This is a genomic window from Paenibacillus sp. 01T443 (assembly GCF_056398325.1).
Genome location: NZ_JBFTPE010000035.1, coordinates 25763 through 40905, shown reverse-complemented (window position 1 = coordinate 40905; position 15143 = coordinate 25763). Strand labels below are relative to the sequence as shown.

The 15143-nt window shown below is 49.0% G+C and carries 15 protein-coding genes and 6 tRNA genes; 20 read left to right on the top strand and 1 reads right to left on the bottom strand.

The features are described from left to right. Positions 1-213: 213 nt before the first annotated feature. From AC1DLI_RS32205 to AC1DLI_RS32180, 6 genes are all read left to right on the top strand, one after another. Positions 214-290: transfer RNA gene (locus AC1DLI_RS32205), tRNA-Met, on the top strand. Positions 291-313: 23 nt separating this feature from the next. Continuing rightward, a tRNA-Val gene (locus AC1DLI_RS32200) sits at positions 314-389 on the top strand. 35 nt (positions 390-424) lie between these two features. Beyond that, positions 425-501: transfer RNA gene (locus AC1DLI_RS32195), tRNA-Asp, on the top strand. A 16-nt stretch (positions 502-517) separates the two neighbouring features. Then, positions 518-593: transfer RNA gene (locus tag AC1DLI_RS32190), tRNA-Phe, on the top strand. 38 nt (positions 594-631) lie between these two features. Next, positions 632-716: transfer RNA gene (locus AC1DLI_RS32185), tRNA-Tyr, on the top strand. A gap of 17 nt (positions 717-733) precedes the next feature. Beyond that, positions 734-809: transfer RNA gene (locus AC1DLI_RS32180), tRNA-Lys, on the top strand. 136 nt (positions 810-945) lie between these two features. On the opposite strand, the gene ssuE is transcribed toward AC1DLI_RS32180, so the two are convergent. Beyond that, the gene (gene ssuE, locus AC1DLI_RS32175) at positions 946-1497 is read right to left on the bottom strand and encodes an NADPH-dependent FMN reductase (RefSeq protein WP_308996249.1); all 552 of its coding nucleotides are present in this window, start codon (positions 1495-1497) and stop codon (positions 946-948) included. A gap of 189 nt (positions 1498-1686) precedes the next feature. Here ssuE and AC1DLI_RS32170 point away from each other — a divergent pair, with 189 nt between their 5' ends. From AC1DLI_RS32170 to hisIE, 14 genes are all read left to right on the top strand, one after another. Next, a complete protein-coding gene (locus tag AC1DLI_RS32170) occupies positions 1687-2634 on the top strand; it encodes a glycosyltransferase family 4 protein (RefSeq protein WP_308996248.1) in 948 nt (315 codons plus the stop codon). A gap of 174 nt (positions 2635-2808) precedes the next feature. After that, positions 2809-3951: a PucR family transcriptional regulator gene (locus AC1DLI_RS32165; RefSeq protein WP_477609446.1), complete on the top strand. Its 1143-nt coding sequence runs from the start codon at positions 2809-2811 to the stop codon at positions 3949-3951. An 89-nt stretch (positions 3952-4040) separates the two neighbouring features. After that, entirely contained in the window at positions 4041-5162 is a 1122-nt protein-coding gene (locus tag AC1DLI_RS32160) for an ABC transporter ATP-binding protein (protein WP_477609444.1), read from the top strand. Between the two features lie 198 nt (positions 5163-5360). After that, positions 5361-6299, top strand: a complete 939-nt coding sequence (hprK, locus tag AC1DLI_RS32155) for an HPr(Ser) kinase/phosphatase (protein WP_477609442.1) — start codon at positions 5361-5363, stop codon at positions 6297-6299. Positions 6300-6320: 21 nt separating this feature from the next. Then, positions 6321-7322, top strand: a complete 1002-nt coding sequence (lgt, locus tag AC1DLI_RS32150; protein WP_477609440.1) for a prolipoprotein diacylglyceryl transferase — start codon at positions 6321-6323, stop codon at positions 7320-7322. Between the two features lie 23 nt (positions 7323-7345). After that, positions 7346-8017, top strand: a complete 672-nt coding sequence (gene ppaX / locus AC1DLI_RS32145) for a pyrophosphatase PpaX (RefSeq protein ID WP_477609438.1) — start codon at positions 7346-7348, stop codon at positions 8015-8017. Then, positions 8004-8537 carry an acyltransferase gene (locus AC1DLI_RS32140; protein ID WP_477609436.1) on the top strand — a complete coding sequence of 178 codons (534 nt, stop codon included), beginning with the start codon at positions 8004-8006 and terminating at the stop codon, positions 8535-8537. The genes ppaX and AC1DLI_RS32140 overlap by 14 nt, the downstream gene beginning before the upstream one ends. Positions 8538-8731: 194 nt before the next feature. Continuing rightward, positions 8732-9964, top strand: a complete 1233-nt coding sequence (locus AC1DLI_RS32135; RefSeq protein WP_477609434.1) for an ATP phosphoribosyltransferase regulatory subunit — start codon at positions 8732-8734, stop codon at positions 9962-9964. Then, on the top strand, positions 9961-10635 hold the full coding sequence (gene hisG / locus AC1DLI_RS32130) for an ATP phosphoribosyltransferase (protein WP_308996240.1): 675 nt from the start codon (positions 9961-9963) through the stop codon (positions 10633-10635). The genes AC1DLI_RS32135 and hisG overlap by 4 nt, the downstream gene beginning before the upstream one ends. A gap of 169 nt (positions 10636-10804) precedes the next feature. Beyond that, the gene (gene hisD, locus AC1DLI_RS32125) at positions 10805-12091 is read left to right on the top strand and encodes a histidinol dehydrogenase (protein ID WP_477609432.1); all 1287 of its coding nucleotides are present in this window, start codon (positions 10805-10807) and stop codon (positions 12089-12091) included. A gap of 194 nt (positions 12092-12285) precedes the next feature. Then, positions 12286-12891 carry an imidazoleglycerol-phosphate dehydratase HisB gene (gene hisB / locus AC1DLI_RS32120; protein ID WP_477609430.1) on the top strand — a complete coding sequence of 202 codons (606 nt, stop codon included), beginning with the start codon at positions 12286-12288 and terminating at the stop codon, positions 12889-12891. A 1-nt stretch (position 12892) separates the two neighbouring features. Next, a complete protein-coding gene (gene hisH / locus AC1DLI_RS32115; protein WP_477609428.1) occupies positions 12893-13510 on the top strand; it encodes an imidazole glycerol phosphate synthase subunit HisH in 618 nt (205 codons plus the stop codon). A gap of 159 nt (positions 13511-13669) precedes the next feature. Beyond that, the gene (gene hisF, locus AC1DLI_RS32110) at positions 13670-14428 is read left to right on the top strand and encodes an imidazole glycerol phosphate synthase subunit HisF (protein ID WP_477609426.1); all 759 of its coding nucleotides are present in this window, start codon (positions 13670-13672) and stop codon (positions 14426-14428) included. Continuing rightward, entirely contained in the window at positions 14425-15117 is a 693-nt protein-coding gene (gene hisIE, locus AC1DLI_RS32105) for a bifunctional phosphoribosyl-AMP cyclohydrolase/phosphoribosyl-ATP diphosphatase HisIE (protein WP_477609424.1), read from the top strand. The genes hisF and hisIE overlap by 4 nt, the downstream gene beginning before the upstream one ends. Positions 15118-15143: the final 26 nt, after the last annotated feature.

Genomic DNA, 15143 nt, shown 5'->3' with positions numbered 1-15143 from the left:
GGGGTGGAAGCACAGCAATGTGTGTAGCTGACGAATACTAATCGGTCGAGGGCTTATCCTAAACACGTTTGCATGGACCCATACATCCGGCAGACAGCAGCTATATAAGGTTTCAGCAAACCTAACTTTCGTATCCAGTTTTCAGGGCGTAATGTTCTGACTTTGCAAACGTCCCCGAACGCTGCAAACGACAACTATTCGGGGGACAAGCGTGGCGGTGTAGCTCAGCTGGCTAGAGCGTACGGTTCATACCCGTGAGGTCGGGGGTTCGATCCCCTTCGCCGCTACCATTACCTTTTTTATTGTAACATCTGGAGGATTAGCTCAGCTGGGAGAGCATCTGCCTTACAAGCAGAGGGTCGGCGGTTCGATCCCGTCATCCTCCACCATATTTACTTATTCGGTATTATGACCGAATCCACTTGGAGCTGTGGTGTAGTGGCCCAACATGCCTGCCTGTCACGCAGGAGACCGCGGGTTCGAATCCCGTCAGCTCCGCCATTTTTCTTTAAAGTAAGGCTCGGTAGCTCAGTCGGTAGAGCAGAGGACTGAAAATCCTCGTGTCGGCGGTTCGATTCCGTCCCGAGCCACCACTTTATTTTTCGTTAATACGGAGAATAGGTAATAGCATGGAGGATTAGTGAAGTGGCTAAACACGGCAGACTGTAAATCTGCTCTCTCTGAGTTCGGTGGTTCGAATCCATCATCCTCCACCAGTTTTTTTACACATCATGAGTCATTAGCTCAGTTGGTAGAGCACCTGACTTTTAATCAGGGTGTCGTAGGTTCGAATCCTACATGACTCACCATTTTTCTTACATCGACATCGTAACCGAAGATCCCCGGATCTTCGGTTTTTTTGATTTTATGAAACAAAAAAAGAAAAGGTGCATGCTTTTAAAGACAGAAGTTGTCTCCAGCATGCACCTTTTTTGTTAATTAAAGCTATTTGCTGCGAAGAGCCAGCTCACGCGTAAGTTCATTTACCGTCTCGGTTAATCTCAATGTCAGTTCTTCGTTTATTTCAAAAACAGGTGCTTCATTAGGCTCCTGGGTTCGATTGATTTGGGAGTCGACCGCATAAACGCCGCTTACATATATTTTAGCGCCCATGGATGCGAGTACAGGCTTAAGGGAATAGTCAATAGAAAGAAGATGTGCAATGGTACCTCCGATAAAAAGCGGAGCAATGATTTTGCCGTCAAGACCTTTTTGCGGAAGCAGATCCAAAAACGTCTTAAGTACACCAGTGAATGAAGCTTTGTAGACAGGACTAGCAATGATGACAGCATCGGCATCTTCAACTAATTTGTTGGCTTCTACAATAGCCGGGCTCCCAAACCTTGCATGAATGAGATCTTCAGGAGGCAAAGAAACAACCGTAATTAAATCTACTGTAAGATTTTTCTCAATAAGCTGCTGTTCAACATACTGCGTGATCCCGTTTAAGCGTGACGAAGCATTTGGACTTCCGGAAATGATTACAATTTTCGGCATGTGCGCACTCCTCTTTCGACTCGATAATGGTGAGATTAAATAATGTATTAATCCGATGAGTTAACTATGAATAAATAGTACCATGAATGCCCATATCGGTCAAACAGGTATGAATTGTTTCTTGTATTTTATCGATATAAGGGAACAATGTATATACAAGGTAAATAAACAGATAAAGGGGTAGTTGCAATGATATATGGACTGGCGGCTTTGATCAGCTTTGCGATTGTATTTGCAAGCGTACCACCGCTTCGGGTCTTTGCGCTGCGCCTTGGCTTTGTTGATCGTCCAAATCAAAGGAAGATACATAATAAGCCGATTCCTCTGATGGGGGGAGCGGCTATTTTTGTTGGCTGCGTAATTGCTATGTTTATTTTTATTGGATTTACGCCGCTTACTTGGACCATTGTTTCCGGAGGATCGGTACTCGTCATCGTCGGTCTCCTGGATGATGCTTCGAAAGCAAAGGGAAAGGACTTTCCGGTATGGCCCCGTGTTATCCTCTATATGGGAGCGGCATCGATACCGACTTTATTTCACATTAAAATTGCGGGGATCGCTAATCCGTTTACCAATCTGTTCCTATCGTTTCCGGACTGGCTCTCATGGCTTACGACCATGCTCTGGGTATTTGCTTTGATCAATATGATCAATTTTATAGATGGCGTTGATGGACTTGCTTCAGGCGTTTGTACATTATCTGCCCTTACGTTATTAACGGTGGCCTTAATAAAGGGGCAGCCGAGCACTGCAATTCTTGCCATTATTGTTGCAGGGGCATGCTTTGGTTTTTTGGTGCACAATTTTTATCCTGCCCGGATATTTATGGGGGATGCCGGTGCTACATTTTTGGGATATACACTAGCGGTCATTGCGGTTGACGGAACGTTCAAGAGAGCTACGTTCATTACTTTGCTTGTTCCGCTGCTAGCGCTTGGATTGCCTATTTTCGATACGATATATGTCATGCTGAGGAGATTAATAAGCGGTAAGGGCCTGCATCGCGCGGACAAGCTTCATACGCATCATCTTTTGATGAAATGGGGGCTTAGCCAGGTCCAAACGGTATCGTTCCTTTATTTGATTGCTGCACTATTTGCGCTGCTGTCGATCATTCTTTTATTAGCTATAGGCTGAATTAATAAGGTTCATATGGTACAATGACGGAAAAAAGCGATATTCTATTTCAAAATAGGAATAAGCTTTTTTAATCATTAATCCGCTTATATGGAGCTGCTAATTATCATTGTGCGCCTCCTGAATGAGGTCCGCGCATAGCCGCTAACGCTTACGGAGATTGGAGATAGAGAAATGAGCACGACAGACTGGTTGAAGCCGCTGCAGCACATTTTGAACTGTCCGGTGCATGCTGTTTCGAAATCGATAGCGGAGTGGAACGATTTAATAAGCAATGCCGATGAGGTGTGGTTAGGCGATAACACGGTCACATCTCCCATAGAAGGCCAACGTGTAGAAAAGGAAGATAAAACTTGGATTGTCATTTCTTCTAATGATTATGAAGTAGACCTGCTAGAACTCGAAGGGTCTTCCCTTCAAGCAACTGAAAAAGAGCTGATCAGCTGGACACTCCGACTTAACCTTGGAACATTAGCCGAGAAAAAAAACGCGGCGCTTACCGAAACGGAGAGACAAGCCCTTAAGCTTGGCGACTGGATTCAGAAACAGCTGGAATCAGATGAGCCTGCCTATTCTTTACCGGATCATCTGACGGTTGGCAGCCGCTTATTCAATGAAATGATTCCATTTCTGCTCGTCACGGAGCAGCCTGGTACCCAGCAAGCTACCTATTCAGATTTGGAAAAGCTGCTTCGGTCCTTTATGTCCGATGATATTTTGCTCATACCTCTTAAAAGTCAGGAATGGCTCATATGGGGCTCTATGTCATTATTAAGGGATGAGGATTCAGATGCTTTCGACGAACAGGAAGAGGAGTCACTTGAGGAAAGTCTTGCTTCGATCGGGCTTGGGCTTCACGAGATGCTTGCAAGCGAATGGATCGGTGAGTGCCACTTAGCGGTTGCTCACCCCACATCGCCGGCAAAGGGAATGATTGAAACGACGATGCTGCTTCGGGAAACGATTAATCTTGGACGTAAATTTCATGTGGGTACAAATATACATCTGCCGTGGATGCTTCAGCTGGAACGTTTGCTTAATTCGATTCCTGAAGCACAGCGCGCCAAATATTTAGAGCAGTCTTTAAAAAGAGCGGATCTGTTCGTGGAATCAGAAATGCTGAGCACACTGGATACATTTTTCACATTGGATTGCAATGTAAGCGAGACTGCAAAGAAATTATATATACATCGTAATACGTTATTATATCGTTTAGACAAACTTAAACAGGAGACTGGTCTTGATGTTCGTCAGTTTAGAGAGGCCGTTCTAGTCAAAATTATATTACTATTGTACAAAGTTACGAAAAGAAATTAGTTTTTTTGTAAAGTATGTGCATAGTCATAAGCGCCTCCGTGGGATAAGATATAGGCATATCGAAATTTCTTTCTAGGGGGAAAATTATCATGGCAGGCGTACGTTTAGAAGGCATTTACAAAAAATACCCGGGTACTGACAAAGCATCGGTTACTGACGTTAACTTAGATATTAAAGACAAAGAGTTTCTCGTATTGGTCGGACCATCTGGTTGCGGTAAATCGACAACTCTTCGTATGATTGCTGGCCTTGAAGAAATTTCCGAAGGCAAATTGTTCATCGGCGACCGCCTTGTGAACGATGTTGCTCCTAAAGACCGCGACATCGCGATGGTATTCCAATCTTACGCGTTGTACCCGCACATGAACGTTTACCAAAACATGGCTTTCGGCCTTAAACTTCGTAAATTTAAAAAAGCAGACATCGACAAACGTGTTCGTGAAGCTGCTAAAATTCTTGACATCGAGCATTTGCTTGACCGTAAACCTAAAGCACTTTCCGGTGGTCAACGTCAACGTGTCGCTCTAGGACGCGCAATCGTTCGTGAGCCGCAAGTATTCTTGATGGATGAGCCGCTTTCCAACTTGGACGCGAAACTTCGTGGACAAATGCGCGCTGAAATCAGCAAGCTTACAAAACGTCTTGAAACAACAACTATCTACGTAACGCATGACCAAATCGAAGCAATGACAATGGGTGACCGTATCGTTGTTATGAAAGACGGCTTCATTCAACAAACAGCTTCTCCTGAAGAGCTTTACAACCACCCTGTAAACATCTTCGTTGCTGGTTTTATCGGTGCTCCATCGATGAACTTCATCAGCGGATCCCTTACAGAACAAGGCGGCGCGCTTCGCTTCAAAGCAAGCGGCGTTGATGTAGTTGTTCCTGAAGGCAAAGCAGCAGTTCTTCGCTCGAAAGGTTTCATCGGCAAGGAAGTAATTCTCGGCATTCGTCCAGAGGATCTTCACGAAGAGCCTGTGTTCTTGGAAGCTTCTCCACAAACAATCGTGAACGCAAATGTAGAGGTTGCTGAGAACCTTGGTCACGAAATGTACTTGTACCTGAACGGTATCGGAACTGACACAACTATCGCGCGTGTTGACAGCCGCTCCGGTCTACGTGACGGCACGACGGTTAAACTTGCGCTTGATATGAACAAAGCACACTTGTTCGACAAAGCGACAGAACTTAACATTTTCGAAGGTTAATAAATAGTATGGAAAAAGAACGGCCGGATTATCCGGCCGTTCTTTTTTTGTGGATTAATGCAAAACCCTCCGATTGCTTCCGATAGGCGCTGTGCAGTGCAGCAAACGTTGCGTTTGGAGCCTTTTTCCTTTACGATGAAGACATTAGAAAAAAACTTACATACACACAAGCAGTTGTCATATGAGGGAGGCCCTACGATGCCGAAGAAAGTGAAAGTATCTGAGCTCGTCAAACAATTTCAGCTCGAAATCATAGCTGGCGAGGACGGAATGAAGCGTGCGATTACGGTAGATGATTTGTATCGTCCGGGTCTTGAAATGGCCGGTTATTTCCACTACCATCCAAGTGAGCGGGTGCAGCTGCTTGGCCGAACGGAAATCTCGTTCTTAAATATGCTGGGAAGCGAAGAGCGTAAGGATCGGATGGTTCGCCTCTGCAACGAGGATACGCCATGCATTATTTTGACACGGGGATTGGAAGCGCCTCAAGAGCTTGTCGAGCAATCCAATGAGATGCAAATCCCATTGCTGCGGAGCAACATTGCAACGACGATTTTATCGAGTCGAATTACTGATTTCTTGGAGAGAAAGCTCGCTCCTACGGCAACGATTCATGGCGTTCTTGTAGACGTATATGGCGTAGGCATGCTCATTACAGGCGGAAGCGGCATCGGTAAAAGCGAGACGGCATTAGAGCTTGTCAAACGCGGACATCGGCTTGTTGCCGATGATGCGGTAGAAATTATGCAAACCTCGGACGCACAGCTGCATGGCAGCGCGCCCGAGCTTATCCGACACTTGCTTGAAATTAGGGGACTAGGGATCATTAATGTTATGACGCTGTTTGGAGCAGGGGCAGTGCGCACACAGAAGCGTATCGGTCTTGTCATAAAGCTTGAGAACTGGCAGCAGGATAAGCAGTATGACCGCCTAGGACTGGATGAGGAAACGACGAGAATTATCGAGACAGATGTTCCGCTCGTTACCGTACCTGTACGTCCAGGACGGAACTTGGCCGTCATTATCGAGGTAGCAGCGATGAATTTCCGTTTGAAACGGATGGGCTACAATGCGGCTCTGCAATTCACGAATAAGCTGACGGAAACGATTGCCGATGATATGGATGAATACGATTGAACCTAAAGGGGATATAAAAGAATGAAGACATTGATACTTAATCCAATTGCCTTCTCGTTAGGTGCAATCGAAGTGCATTGGTATGGCATTATTTTGGGAACGGCTGCGTTGGTCGGGCTGCTTCTTTGCGTGCAGGAAGGGAAGCGGTTCGGTATTAAGCCGGACTTCTTTATGGACTTGCTCCTGCTCGGCGTGCCTTCTGCCATTATCGGAGCGCGAATTTATTATGTAGCGTTCAAATGGGAAGATTACAAGGGTAACTTCGTTGATGTATTCAAAATATGGAACGGCGGAATTGCCATTTATGGCGCGATTATTGGAGCATTCATTTGCGGGTTCTTCTATTTCCGTTATAAGGGCTATAACTTCTGGCGCTTAGTGGATATTTGTGTACCCGGACTGCTTGCGGGCCAAATGATCGGGCGCTGGGGCAACTTCATGAATCAAGAGGCTTATGGCGGAGAAGTTTCCGAGGAATTCCTGCGCAATACGCTTCACCTGCCATCCTTTATCGTGGATCAGATGCTGGTTCAAGGCGTGTATCGCCACCCTGCGTTTTTGTACGAGTCGATATGGAGCTTAGTCGGTATTATCATCCTGTTCGTGCTTCGCCGTCAGAAGTTTCTGCGTGCAGGCGAGCTGATGGCCAGCTATTTTATCTGGTATTCTATCGGCCGTTTCTTCATTGAAGCGCTCCGTACCGACAGCTTGGCATTTAGAGGGCCATCATGGTTGGCTTCTTTCATTAATGGCTTATGGGCGCCGATGGAGGTTTTATTCAAACAAGGTTATTTGGACCCCGCTTACGGCAACATTAGGATTTCACAAGTACTGGCCTTGCTTTTGATTATCGGAGCCATCGCGCTCATTATCGTACGCCGCAAGACAGGTCTTGCATCTGCGTACTACCTAGATCCCATTACAACAAGCAAGCCAGAGCGTAATGGCGGCAATGATGCAAATTCAACAAGTGTAGATAACAATACAGTTTCTATTAAAGAAGATGAAGGTAGCAAACGATAAGTGTAATTCAGGGAGGTTTAACGATGACGAGCATGATCAAAACGATGCTGTTCGATTTGGACGGCACAATTCTCGACACCAATGAGCTTATTATCCGCTCGTTCATAGAATCTTTGCAGGGCGTAGCACCTGAAGGCTTTGGAAGAGATCACATTATTCCGAGTATGGGAGAGCCTCTAACAGATCAAATGAAGCGGTTCTCAGGCCTTGAAGATGTCACAGATCTTGTGGCAGCCTATCGCGAAGTGAATTTGCGCCTGCATGATGATTACGTTAAATCATTCGATTACGTAAATGAAGTCATTGCAAGGCTGCATGGACAAGGCATCCAAATCGGTGTCGTGACGACCAAAATGCGGCTAACCACGGAACGCGGGTTGAAATTCGTTGGACTCTACGACTATGTAGATGCCATTGTAACAATTGATGATGTTGTTAACCCTAAACCTCATGCGGAACCTGTTAGCAAAGCCATCGAACTGCTCGGAGCAGATCCGGCAACGACATTGATGGTAGGCGACAGCGTAGTAGATATTGAATCCGCGATTGCTGCGGGCGCCATTGCTGTAGGTGTAGCATGGTCACTAAAAGGCGAGCAAAGGCTTATGGATGCGGGAGCTCATCATGTGATCAATGACATGCGTGATCTTTATACGTTTGTAGGATTGGAGCGGGAGACGCTTGCGCAAAGTTGAACGATATCCAGTGGAAGGACCAAATGCGCTTTGGCAGGTGTATTCGACGGTAAGCCGATTCAAGTCGGTCCGTAATTTCATCTTTATCCAGCTTGCGCGTTATTGTCCGGTCCTTCCGCTCAAAAATTGGATTTACCGCCGATTGCTCGGCATGAAGGTAGGAGAGCATACCGCATTTGCGCTTATGGTCATGGTCGATGTATTCTTTCCTGAGCGTATATCGGTTGGCAATAATTCGATTATTGGATATAATACAACGATTCTGACTCATGAGTATTTAATCAAGGAATACCGTCTCGGCAATGTCAATATTGGCTCTAATGTCATGATTGGCGCGAATACGACCATCTTGCCCGGCGTGACGATCGGCGATTACGCGATAGTGGCTGCCGGCTCGGTTGTTCATAAGGATGTGCCCGCTTATGCGTTTGTCGGCGGCAATCCGATGCGGGAAATCAGACGGAGCGAGATGGTTACGCCAAACGAGTATGACGAGAGTGTCCGCAATATTTTAAATTAATGGGCTTTAAAAAGCTTCGTCCGCGCGAGTTCGTTTCGCAGTCGGCCGGGGCTTTCTTTTTGGTCCAAAGCGGGTGGTAGTTGGCTTGACGAAAATAAGCTTTTCATGCTAATATTACGACTAAACTCTTTATTTTGTTAATATGGTAACATGGTATCGCTTTAAACCACTAAAGTAAACGAAGGTGAAATTATATGTCTAAACCAAAAGTATTCGAGAAGCCGATTGGCGTTAAAGATTATCTGCCTGGCGCCGTTGCAAAGCTGCGTCATATTGAACGCCAGGTTCTGGCCTGCATGCAGGGCTGGGGCTATGAGCAAATTATTACACCAACTATGGAATACTACGATACAGTGGGCGTAGCGAGCTCAACTTCGGACCAGAAGTTATTTAAGCTTCTGAACAATCGCGGAACGACGCTTGTACTCCGTTCAGATATGACGGCGCCAATCGCTCGCGTCGTTTCATCCTTATTGAAGCAAGCAGATTTCCCGCAGCGCTTGTCCTACCATTCCAATGTGTTCCGGGCCATTGAAGAGGAGGCTGGCCGTGAGGCAGAGTTCTTCCAAACAGGTGTGGAGCTTGTTGGGGACTCTTCGGCTGAAGCAGATGCCGAGGTTGTTGCGCTTGCGATCGCATCGCTCAAGGCAGCCGGCGTTGAGCGCTTCAAAATTGCCATCGGGCATGTCGGGTTCCTTAACGGCTTAATGGAGGAATCGCTGCCAGACCGTAAGGATGCGCAAGAGCAGCTGAAGAGCTGCCTGCTGGGCCGCGATTTCGTAGGATACCGCGAGCAGCTGCGCATGCTTTCGCTGGATGAATCCGTAAAGAACGAGCTTGAAGGCGTTTTGCGCTTGCGCGGAGGCCAAGAAATTTGCGATCAAGCGCTGCAGCTGAGCGTGGATGACCAAGCGCGGAAGTCGATTCGCCATTTGTGCGAAATTTGGGATGTGCTGAAGGCGTACGGCGTTTGCGAGCATGTGCTTATTGATCTGACGATGATCGGGGATTTCTCCTACTATACAGGCATGACCTTTGAAGGTTACGCTGCTGATCTTGGATTCCCGGTTGTAAGCGGCGGACGTTATGACAATTTGCTGGCACAGTTCGGCAGACCGGCACCGGCGACTGGTTTTGCCCTTAAGACGACGCGTATTTTGGAGCTGCTCGGCGATAAAGCCGAAAGCGAAACCAAGCGGACGCTTGTTGTCTATGACACAAAGGGCCGCGGCGAAGCGCTTGTCAAAGCGCAGGAGCTGCGCGCGCAGGGTGTAAACGTTGTAACGGAGCGTTTGGATGATAGCAGCATTCTGCTTGATGTTGGAAAAAATACGGATGAGCAGCAACCGTTTGTTTATAAAGGTGTAGCATACACGGCTTTGCTGTCGTACGACGGCAACGGAATTAAAGGAGGCAGCGCCACATGAGCGGACAGACAAAGGATATTTTGAAAGTGGCGATGCCGAAGGGCCGCATTTACAAGGTGGCGTCGAAGCTGTTCCGCGAAGCAGGACTGCCGATTCCGAGTGATTTTGATGATACGCGCAAGCTGATCATCGAGCTTCCTGAGGTCGGAATGGAGTTCATTATGGCGAAGCCTGTTGACGTTCCTACTTATGTGGAATATGGCGTGGCGGATATCGGTATCGTCGGCAAAGACGTGCTGATGGAGGAAAATAAGGACGTTTACGAGCTGCTTGATCTAGGCATAGCAAAATGCCGGATGTCAGTTATCGGCATGCCGGATTGGAAGCCGACGATGAATCCGCGGGTAGCTACCAAGTATCCGAATGTAGCTTCGGCGTATTTCCGTGAGCTCGGTCAGCAGGTAGAGGTTATTAAGCTTAACGGCTCAATTGAGCTCGCGCCAATGATCGGGTTGGCGGATCGGATCGTTGATATGGTGGAAACAGGCCAAACGCTGCGCGAAAACGGACTTGTCGAAATGGAATCGATCTTCGGCATAACGAGCCGCTTGATTGCGAACCGGGTAAGCTACCGGATGAAAAACGATGTGATTCAAGGCCTATGCGACCGTTTGCAGGAGACGCTGGCTAAACGGAATTTAGAGGCTGTTAATGGTGATTCCAAACGATAGAACAGAACGCTAAGGCCTATGCTGGCGGGTTATAGCATGATGCATATTGCAGATAGATGAGCAGCACAACGTAATAAGCATACTGGATAGAGCGCTTAGGTAGGGAACGATACCTAAAAGGATAATTTGAATGATAAAGCATGGAGAGTCATTGGAAGGAGTGGATAATATGCGTATTATGCGAGCGGAGCAGTTTGGATTGAAACGCGAGGTGGAGTATGGAACACCGGAGCAAAATGAGTCGGCCTTAAGGATCGTCGCAGACGTAAAGGCCGAGGGAGATGCGGCGCTGCTGAGGTATACGGAGCTGCATGACCGGGTTAAGCTGGATGCGGCATCGCTGCGCGTGACGCAGGAGGAGATTCRGGCGGCGTATGCGCTGGTCGACGCCGATTTTCTTACGGCGATTCGCGAAGCGGCCGTGAATGTCCGGGTTTTCCACGAGAAGCAAATGCGGACCTCGTGGATGGATCTGCAGCAGGACGGAACGCTGCTCGGGCAAATTATGCGGCCGCTGAAGCGGGTCGGCGTATACGTGCCCGGAGGCAAGGCGGCTTATCCGTCGTCCGTGCTGATGAATGTGATTCCGGCGCAGGTAGCCGGCGTGCCGGAGATTGTTATGGTGACGCCGCCTGCAACCGGCGGTACTGCGGGCATCGACCCGTATATTCTCGTTGCCGCAGCGGAAGCGGGCGTTAAGGAGATGTACCGGGTCGGCGGGGCTCAGGCCATTGCCGCGCTTGCGTACGGCACGGCCAGCATTGCTCCGGTCGATAAGATTTGCGGACCGGGCAACATTTATGTGGCGCTGGCGAAGCGCGCCGTATTCGGTGCCGTCGATATCGACAGTATCGCCGGGCCAAGTGAAATCGTCGTGCTTGCCGACGATTCAGCCGATCCCGCGTACATAGCCGCGGATCTGCTGTCGCAAGCAGAGCATGATGAGATGGCATCGGCGATCCTGGTGACGCCTTCGCATCAGCTTGCGGAAGCTGTTGCAGCGGAAGTAGAACGCCAGCTGTCGACGCTGCCGCGCCAGGACATCGCTCGCAGCTCCATTGACAGCTATGGTGCTGTATTGCTCGTCGACTCGCTTGAAGCGGGTATCGACGTTGTCAATCAGCTTGCGCCTGAGCATCTGGAGGTGCTGACGGTTGATCCGATGCGTCTGCTCGGTTATATCCAGAATGCCGGCGCGATTTTCCTTGGGCCTTACAGCTCGGAGCCTGTAGGGGATTATTTTGCGGGACCGAATCACATCATACCGACAAACGGCACCGCTCGGTTCTCGTCGCCGGTAAACGTCGACGACTTCTTGAAGAAGTCGAGCTTGATTTACTACAGCAAAGAAGCATTGCTTGCCAATGGCGAAAAAATCATGACGCTTGCGCGTCATGAAGGGCTCGAGGGCCATGCTCGCGCAATTGAGATTCGCCTGGAGAAGGAACGCGGTTAATGGAGGATGGCGCCGAAATGCGCCTGCTTCAATCGCCTGTTACCGCTGCTGTCCTACTTTTCTTCGACTAGATGGCGGGCGTTTCAGCAGCGAAAAAAAACAATTGATGCGGCAAACCGAAGTAATGGTCTATTTTAGACGACCCGTTCATCCGAGGTTATGCCGTGAAAGATATAATAAAATAGGAAGAAGGAATGAAAGTGTCGGAAAATCGGGTACGTGAAGCATCGGTGGCACGCAAGACGAATGAAACGGACATTAAGCTTACATTTGCAGTAGACGGAACAGGCGAAACGAAAATTGAAACAGATGTGCCTTTCCTTAACCATATGCTTGACTTGTTTACGAAGCACGGCCAGTTCAACCTGGAGCTGGAAGCGCGCGGAGATATCGACATAGACGATCACCACACGGTAGAGGATATCGGCATTTGTATCGGTCATACGCTACGCGAGGCGCTTGGCGATAAACGCGGCATCAAACGTTATGCCAGCGTATTCGTTCCGATGGATGAGGCGCTTGCGCAGGTCATCATCGATGTCAGCAACCGTCCGCATTTCGAATACCGCGCTGAATATCCTTCCGCGCAAGTAGGCAGCTTCTCGACGGAGCTTGTTCACGAGTTTCTGTGGAAGCTGGCGTTGGAGTCGCGCATCACGCTTCATGTAATTGTACACTATGGCAAAAACACGCATCACATGATTGAGGCGGTGTTCAAGGCGCTAGGACGTGCACTGGACGAAGCAACGAGCATTGATCCTCGCGTACAAGGAGTGCCTTCGACGAAAGGAGTGCTGTAGCATGATCGCAATCATCGATTACGGCATGGGCAACCTGCACAGCGTAAGCAAAGCTGTGGAGCGGCTTGGCTACGAGGCGGTCATTACCGATGATCCGCAGACGATTGCAGCTGCGGACGGAGCGATCCTGCCCGGCGTCGGCGCTTTTGGCGATGCAATGCTAAACCTGCGCGAAACGAAGCTGGATGAGGTAGCCAAAGCCTATGCGGCCTCCGGCAAGCCCATGCTGGGCATATGCCTTGGCATGCAGCTGCTTTTCACGGAAAGTGAGGAGTACGGCACGAACGAAGGTCTGAACCTGCTCCCAGGCAAAGTGGTCCGTTTCGCTGGTGATTACAAAATTCCGCATATGGGCTGGAATAAGCTGTCGTTCCTGCAGGAGCAGTCGCCGCTGTTCAGCGGTCTAACCGAGGGACATGTATATTTCGTGCATTCTTTCCATGCGAAGCCGGAGCAAGCCTCCGACCTGCTTGCGACGACCGATTATCACCAGCAGGTGACGGCGATTGTCGGACGCGGGAACGTATACGGCATGCAGTTCCATCCGGAAAAAAGCGGGGATCTGGGCATGCAGCTGCTTGGCAGTTTCCTTGCGCTTACCAAAATTAAGCAAGCTTAGCTTCTTTTAAAATATAAGAAAGTATAAATTTTAACCTTTTATAATGCTTATATTTCATCGCGAAACGAGCTTCTGCCGCTAAAGACGGCGTCAGCCGTTTACGCTTGTATAGCAGACAATAGACCGAGCTCGGCTAACGGGCAATAAGGAGAGGGAAACATGCTGGCAAAACGTATCATTCCGTGCCTTGACGTAAAGGACGGCCGCGTTGTGAAAGGCGTGAATTTCGTAAACCTGCGCGATGCGGGCGACCCCGTCGAACTTGCGGCTACCTATGACCGAGAGGGCGCGGATGAGCTGGTATTTCTGGACATTTCGGCTTCGGTCGAGGGGCGCGCAACGATGATAGAGGTTGTCAAACGGACGGCAGGCGAAATTACAATTCCGTTTACGGTAGGCGGCGGCATTTCCCATGTGGATGACATGAAGCGGCTGCTCCGCGCCGGAGCGGACAAAATCGGCATTAATACGGCGGCGGTATTGAATCCAAAGCTCGTGCAGGAAGGCTCACGCAAGTTCGGCTCGCAGTGCATCGTAGTGGCCATTGATGCCAAGTTCAATGCAGAGTGGGGCGAGTGGGAGGTTTATACGCACGGCGGCCGTAAGACGACGGGCATAAAGGCGCTGGAGTGGGCGCGTGAAGTGGAGCGTCTCGGCGCTGGGGAAATTTTGCTGACGAGCATGGATGCGGACGGAACGAAGGACGGCTTCGATATTAAGCTTACGCAGGCCGTTTCCGACTCGCTGGGCATCCCGGTTATCGCTTCGGGCGGAGCGGGAAGAATCGAGCACTTTAACGATGTGTTTCAGCAGGCTCATGCGGATGCGGCGCTGGCTGCGACTATTTTTCACTATAAAGAAATGACGATCCGGGAAGTGAAGGACGATTTGCGGTTGAAGGGAGTAGAGGTACGATGACGGAAAACAACCAGAGCGGGCTTATCTCGAAAATCAAATGGGACGACGCGGGGCTCGTTCCTGCCGTTGTGCAGGATGCGCAAAGCAAAGAAGTACTTATGATGGCTTATATGAATAAGGAATCGCTGCAGCTTTCGGTGGAGTCGGGCGTGACCTGGTTCTGGAGCCGCTCACGAAATGAGCTGTGGAATAAAGGCGCGACAAGCGGCCATACGCAGCGCATCGTTTCATTGGCCTATGATTGCGACGGGGACACGCTTCTCGTCAAGGTGGAGCAAAAGGGACCGGCTTGCCATACAGGCCGTTACAGCTGCTTCTTCAATGCGGTTGAAGTAAGCGGAAACGAAAATGCATCCTCAGAGGCTGCACCGACGTCTGCTGATCGCTTCGCAACGCTCGGGCAGCTGGAGAGCATTATTGCAGAACGATACGCAGAGCGCCCTGAGGGGTCTTATACGTCGTATTTGTTCGACAAAGGCGTGGATAAAATTTTGAAAAAGGTTGGCGAGGAAGCGTCCGAGGTCATTATTGCAGCTAAAAACAAAGATAACGACGAGCTTCGCAGCGAAACCGGCGATTTGATTTTCCACCTGATGGTACTGCTTCGCGAGAGAGGGCTGCCTTTTGATGACGTGATAAGTGAAATCAACAGCCGTCATGGGAAGCCAACCACCAATAAAATGAGATAGGTCATCGCTTATCTCAAAATTCACAA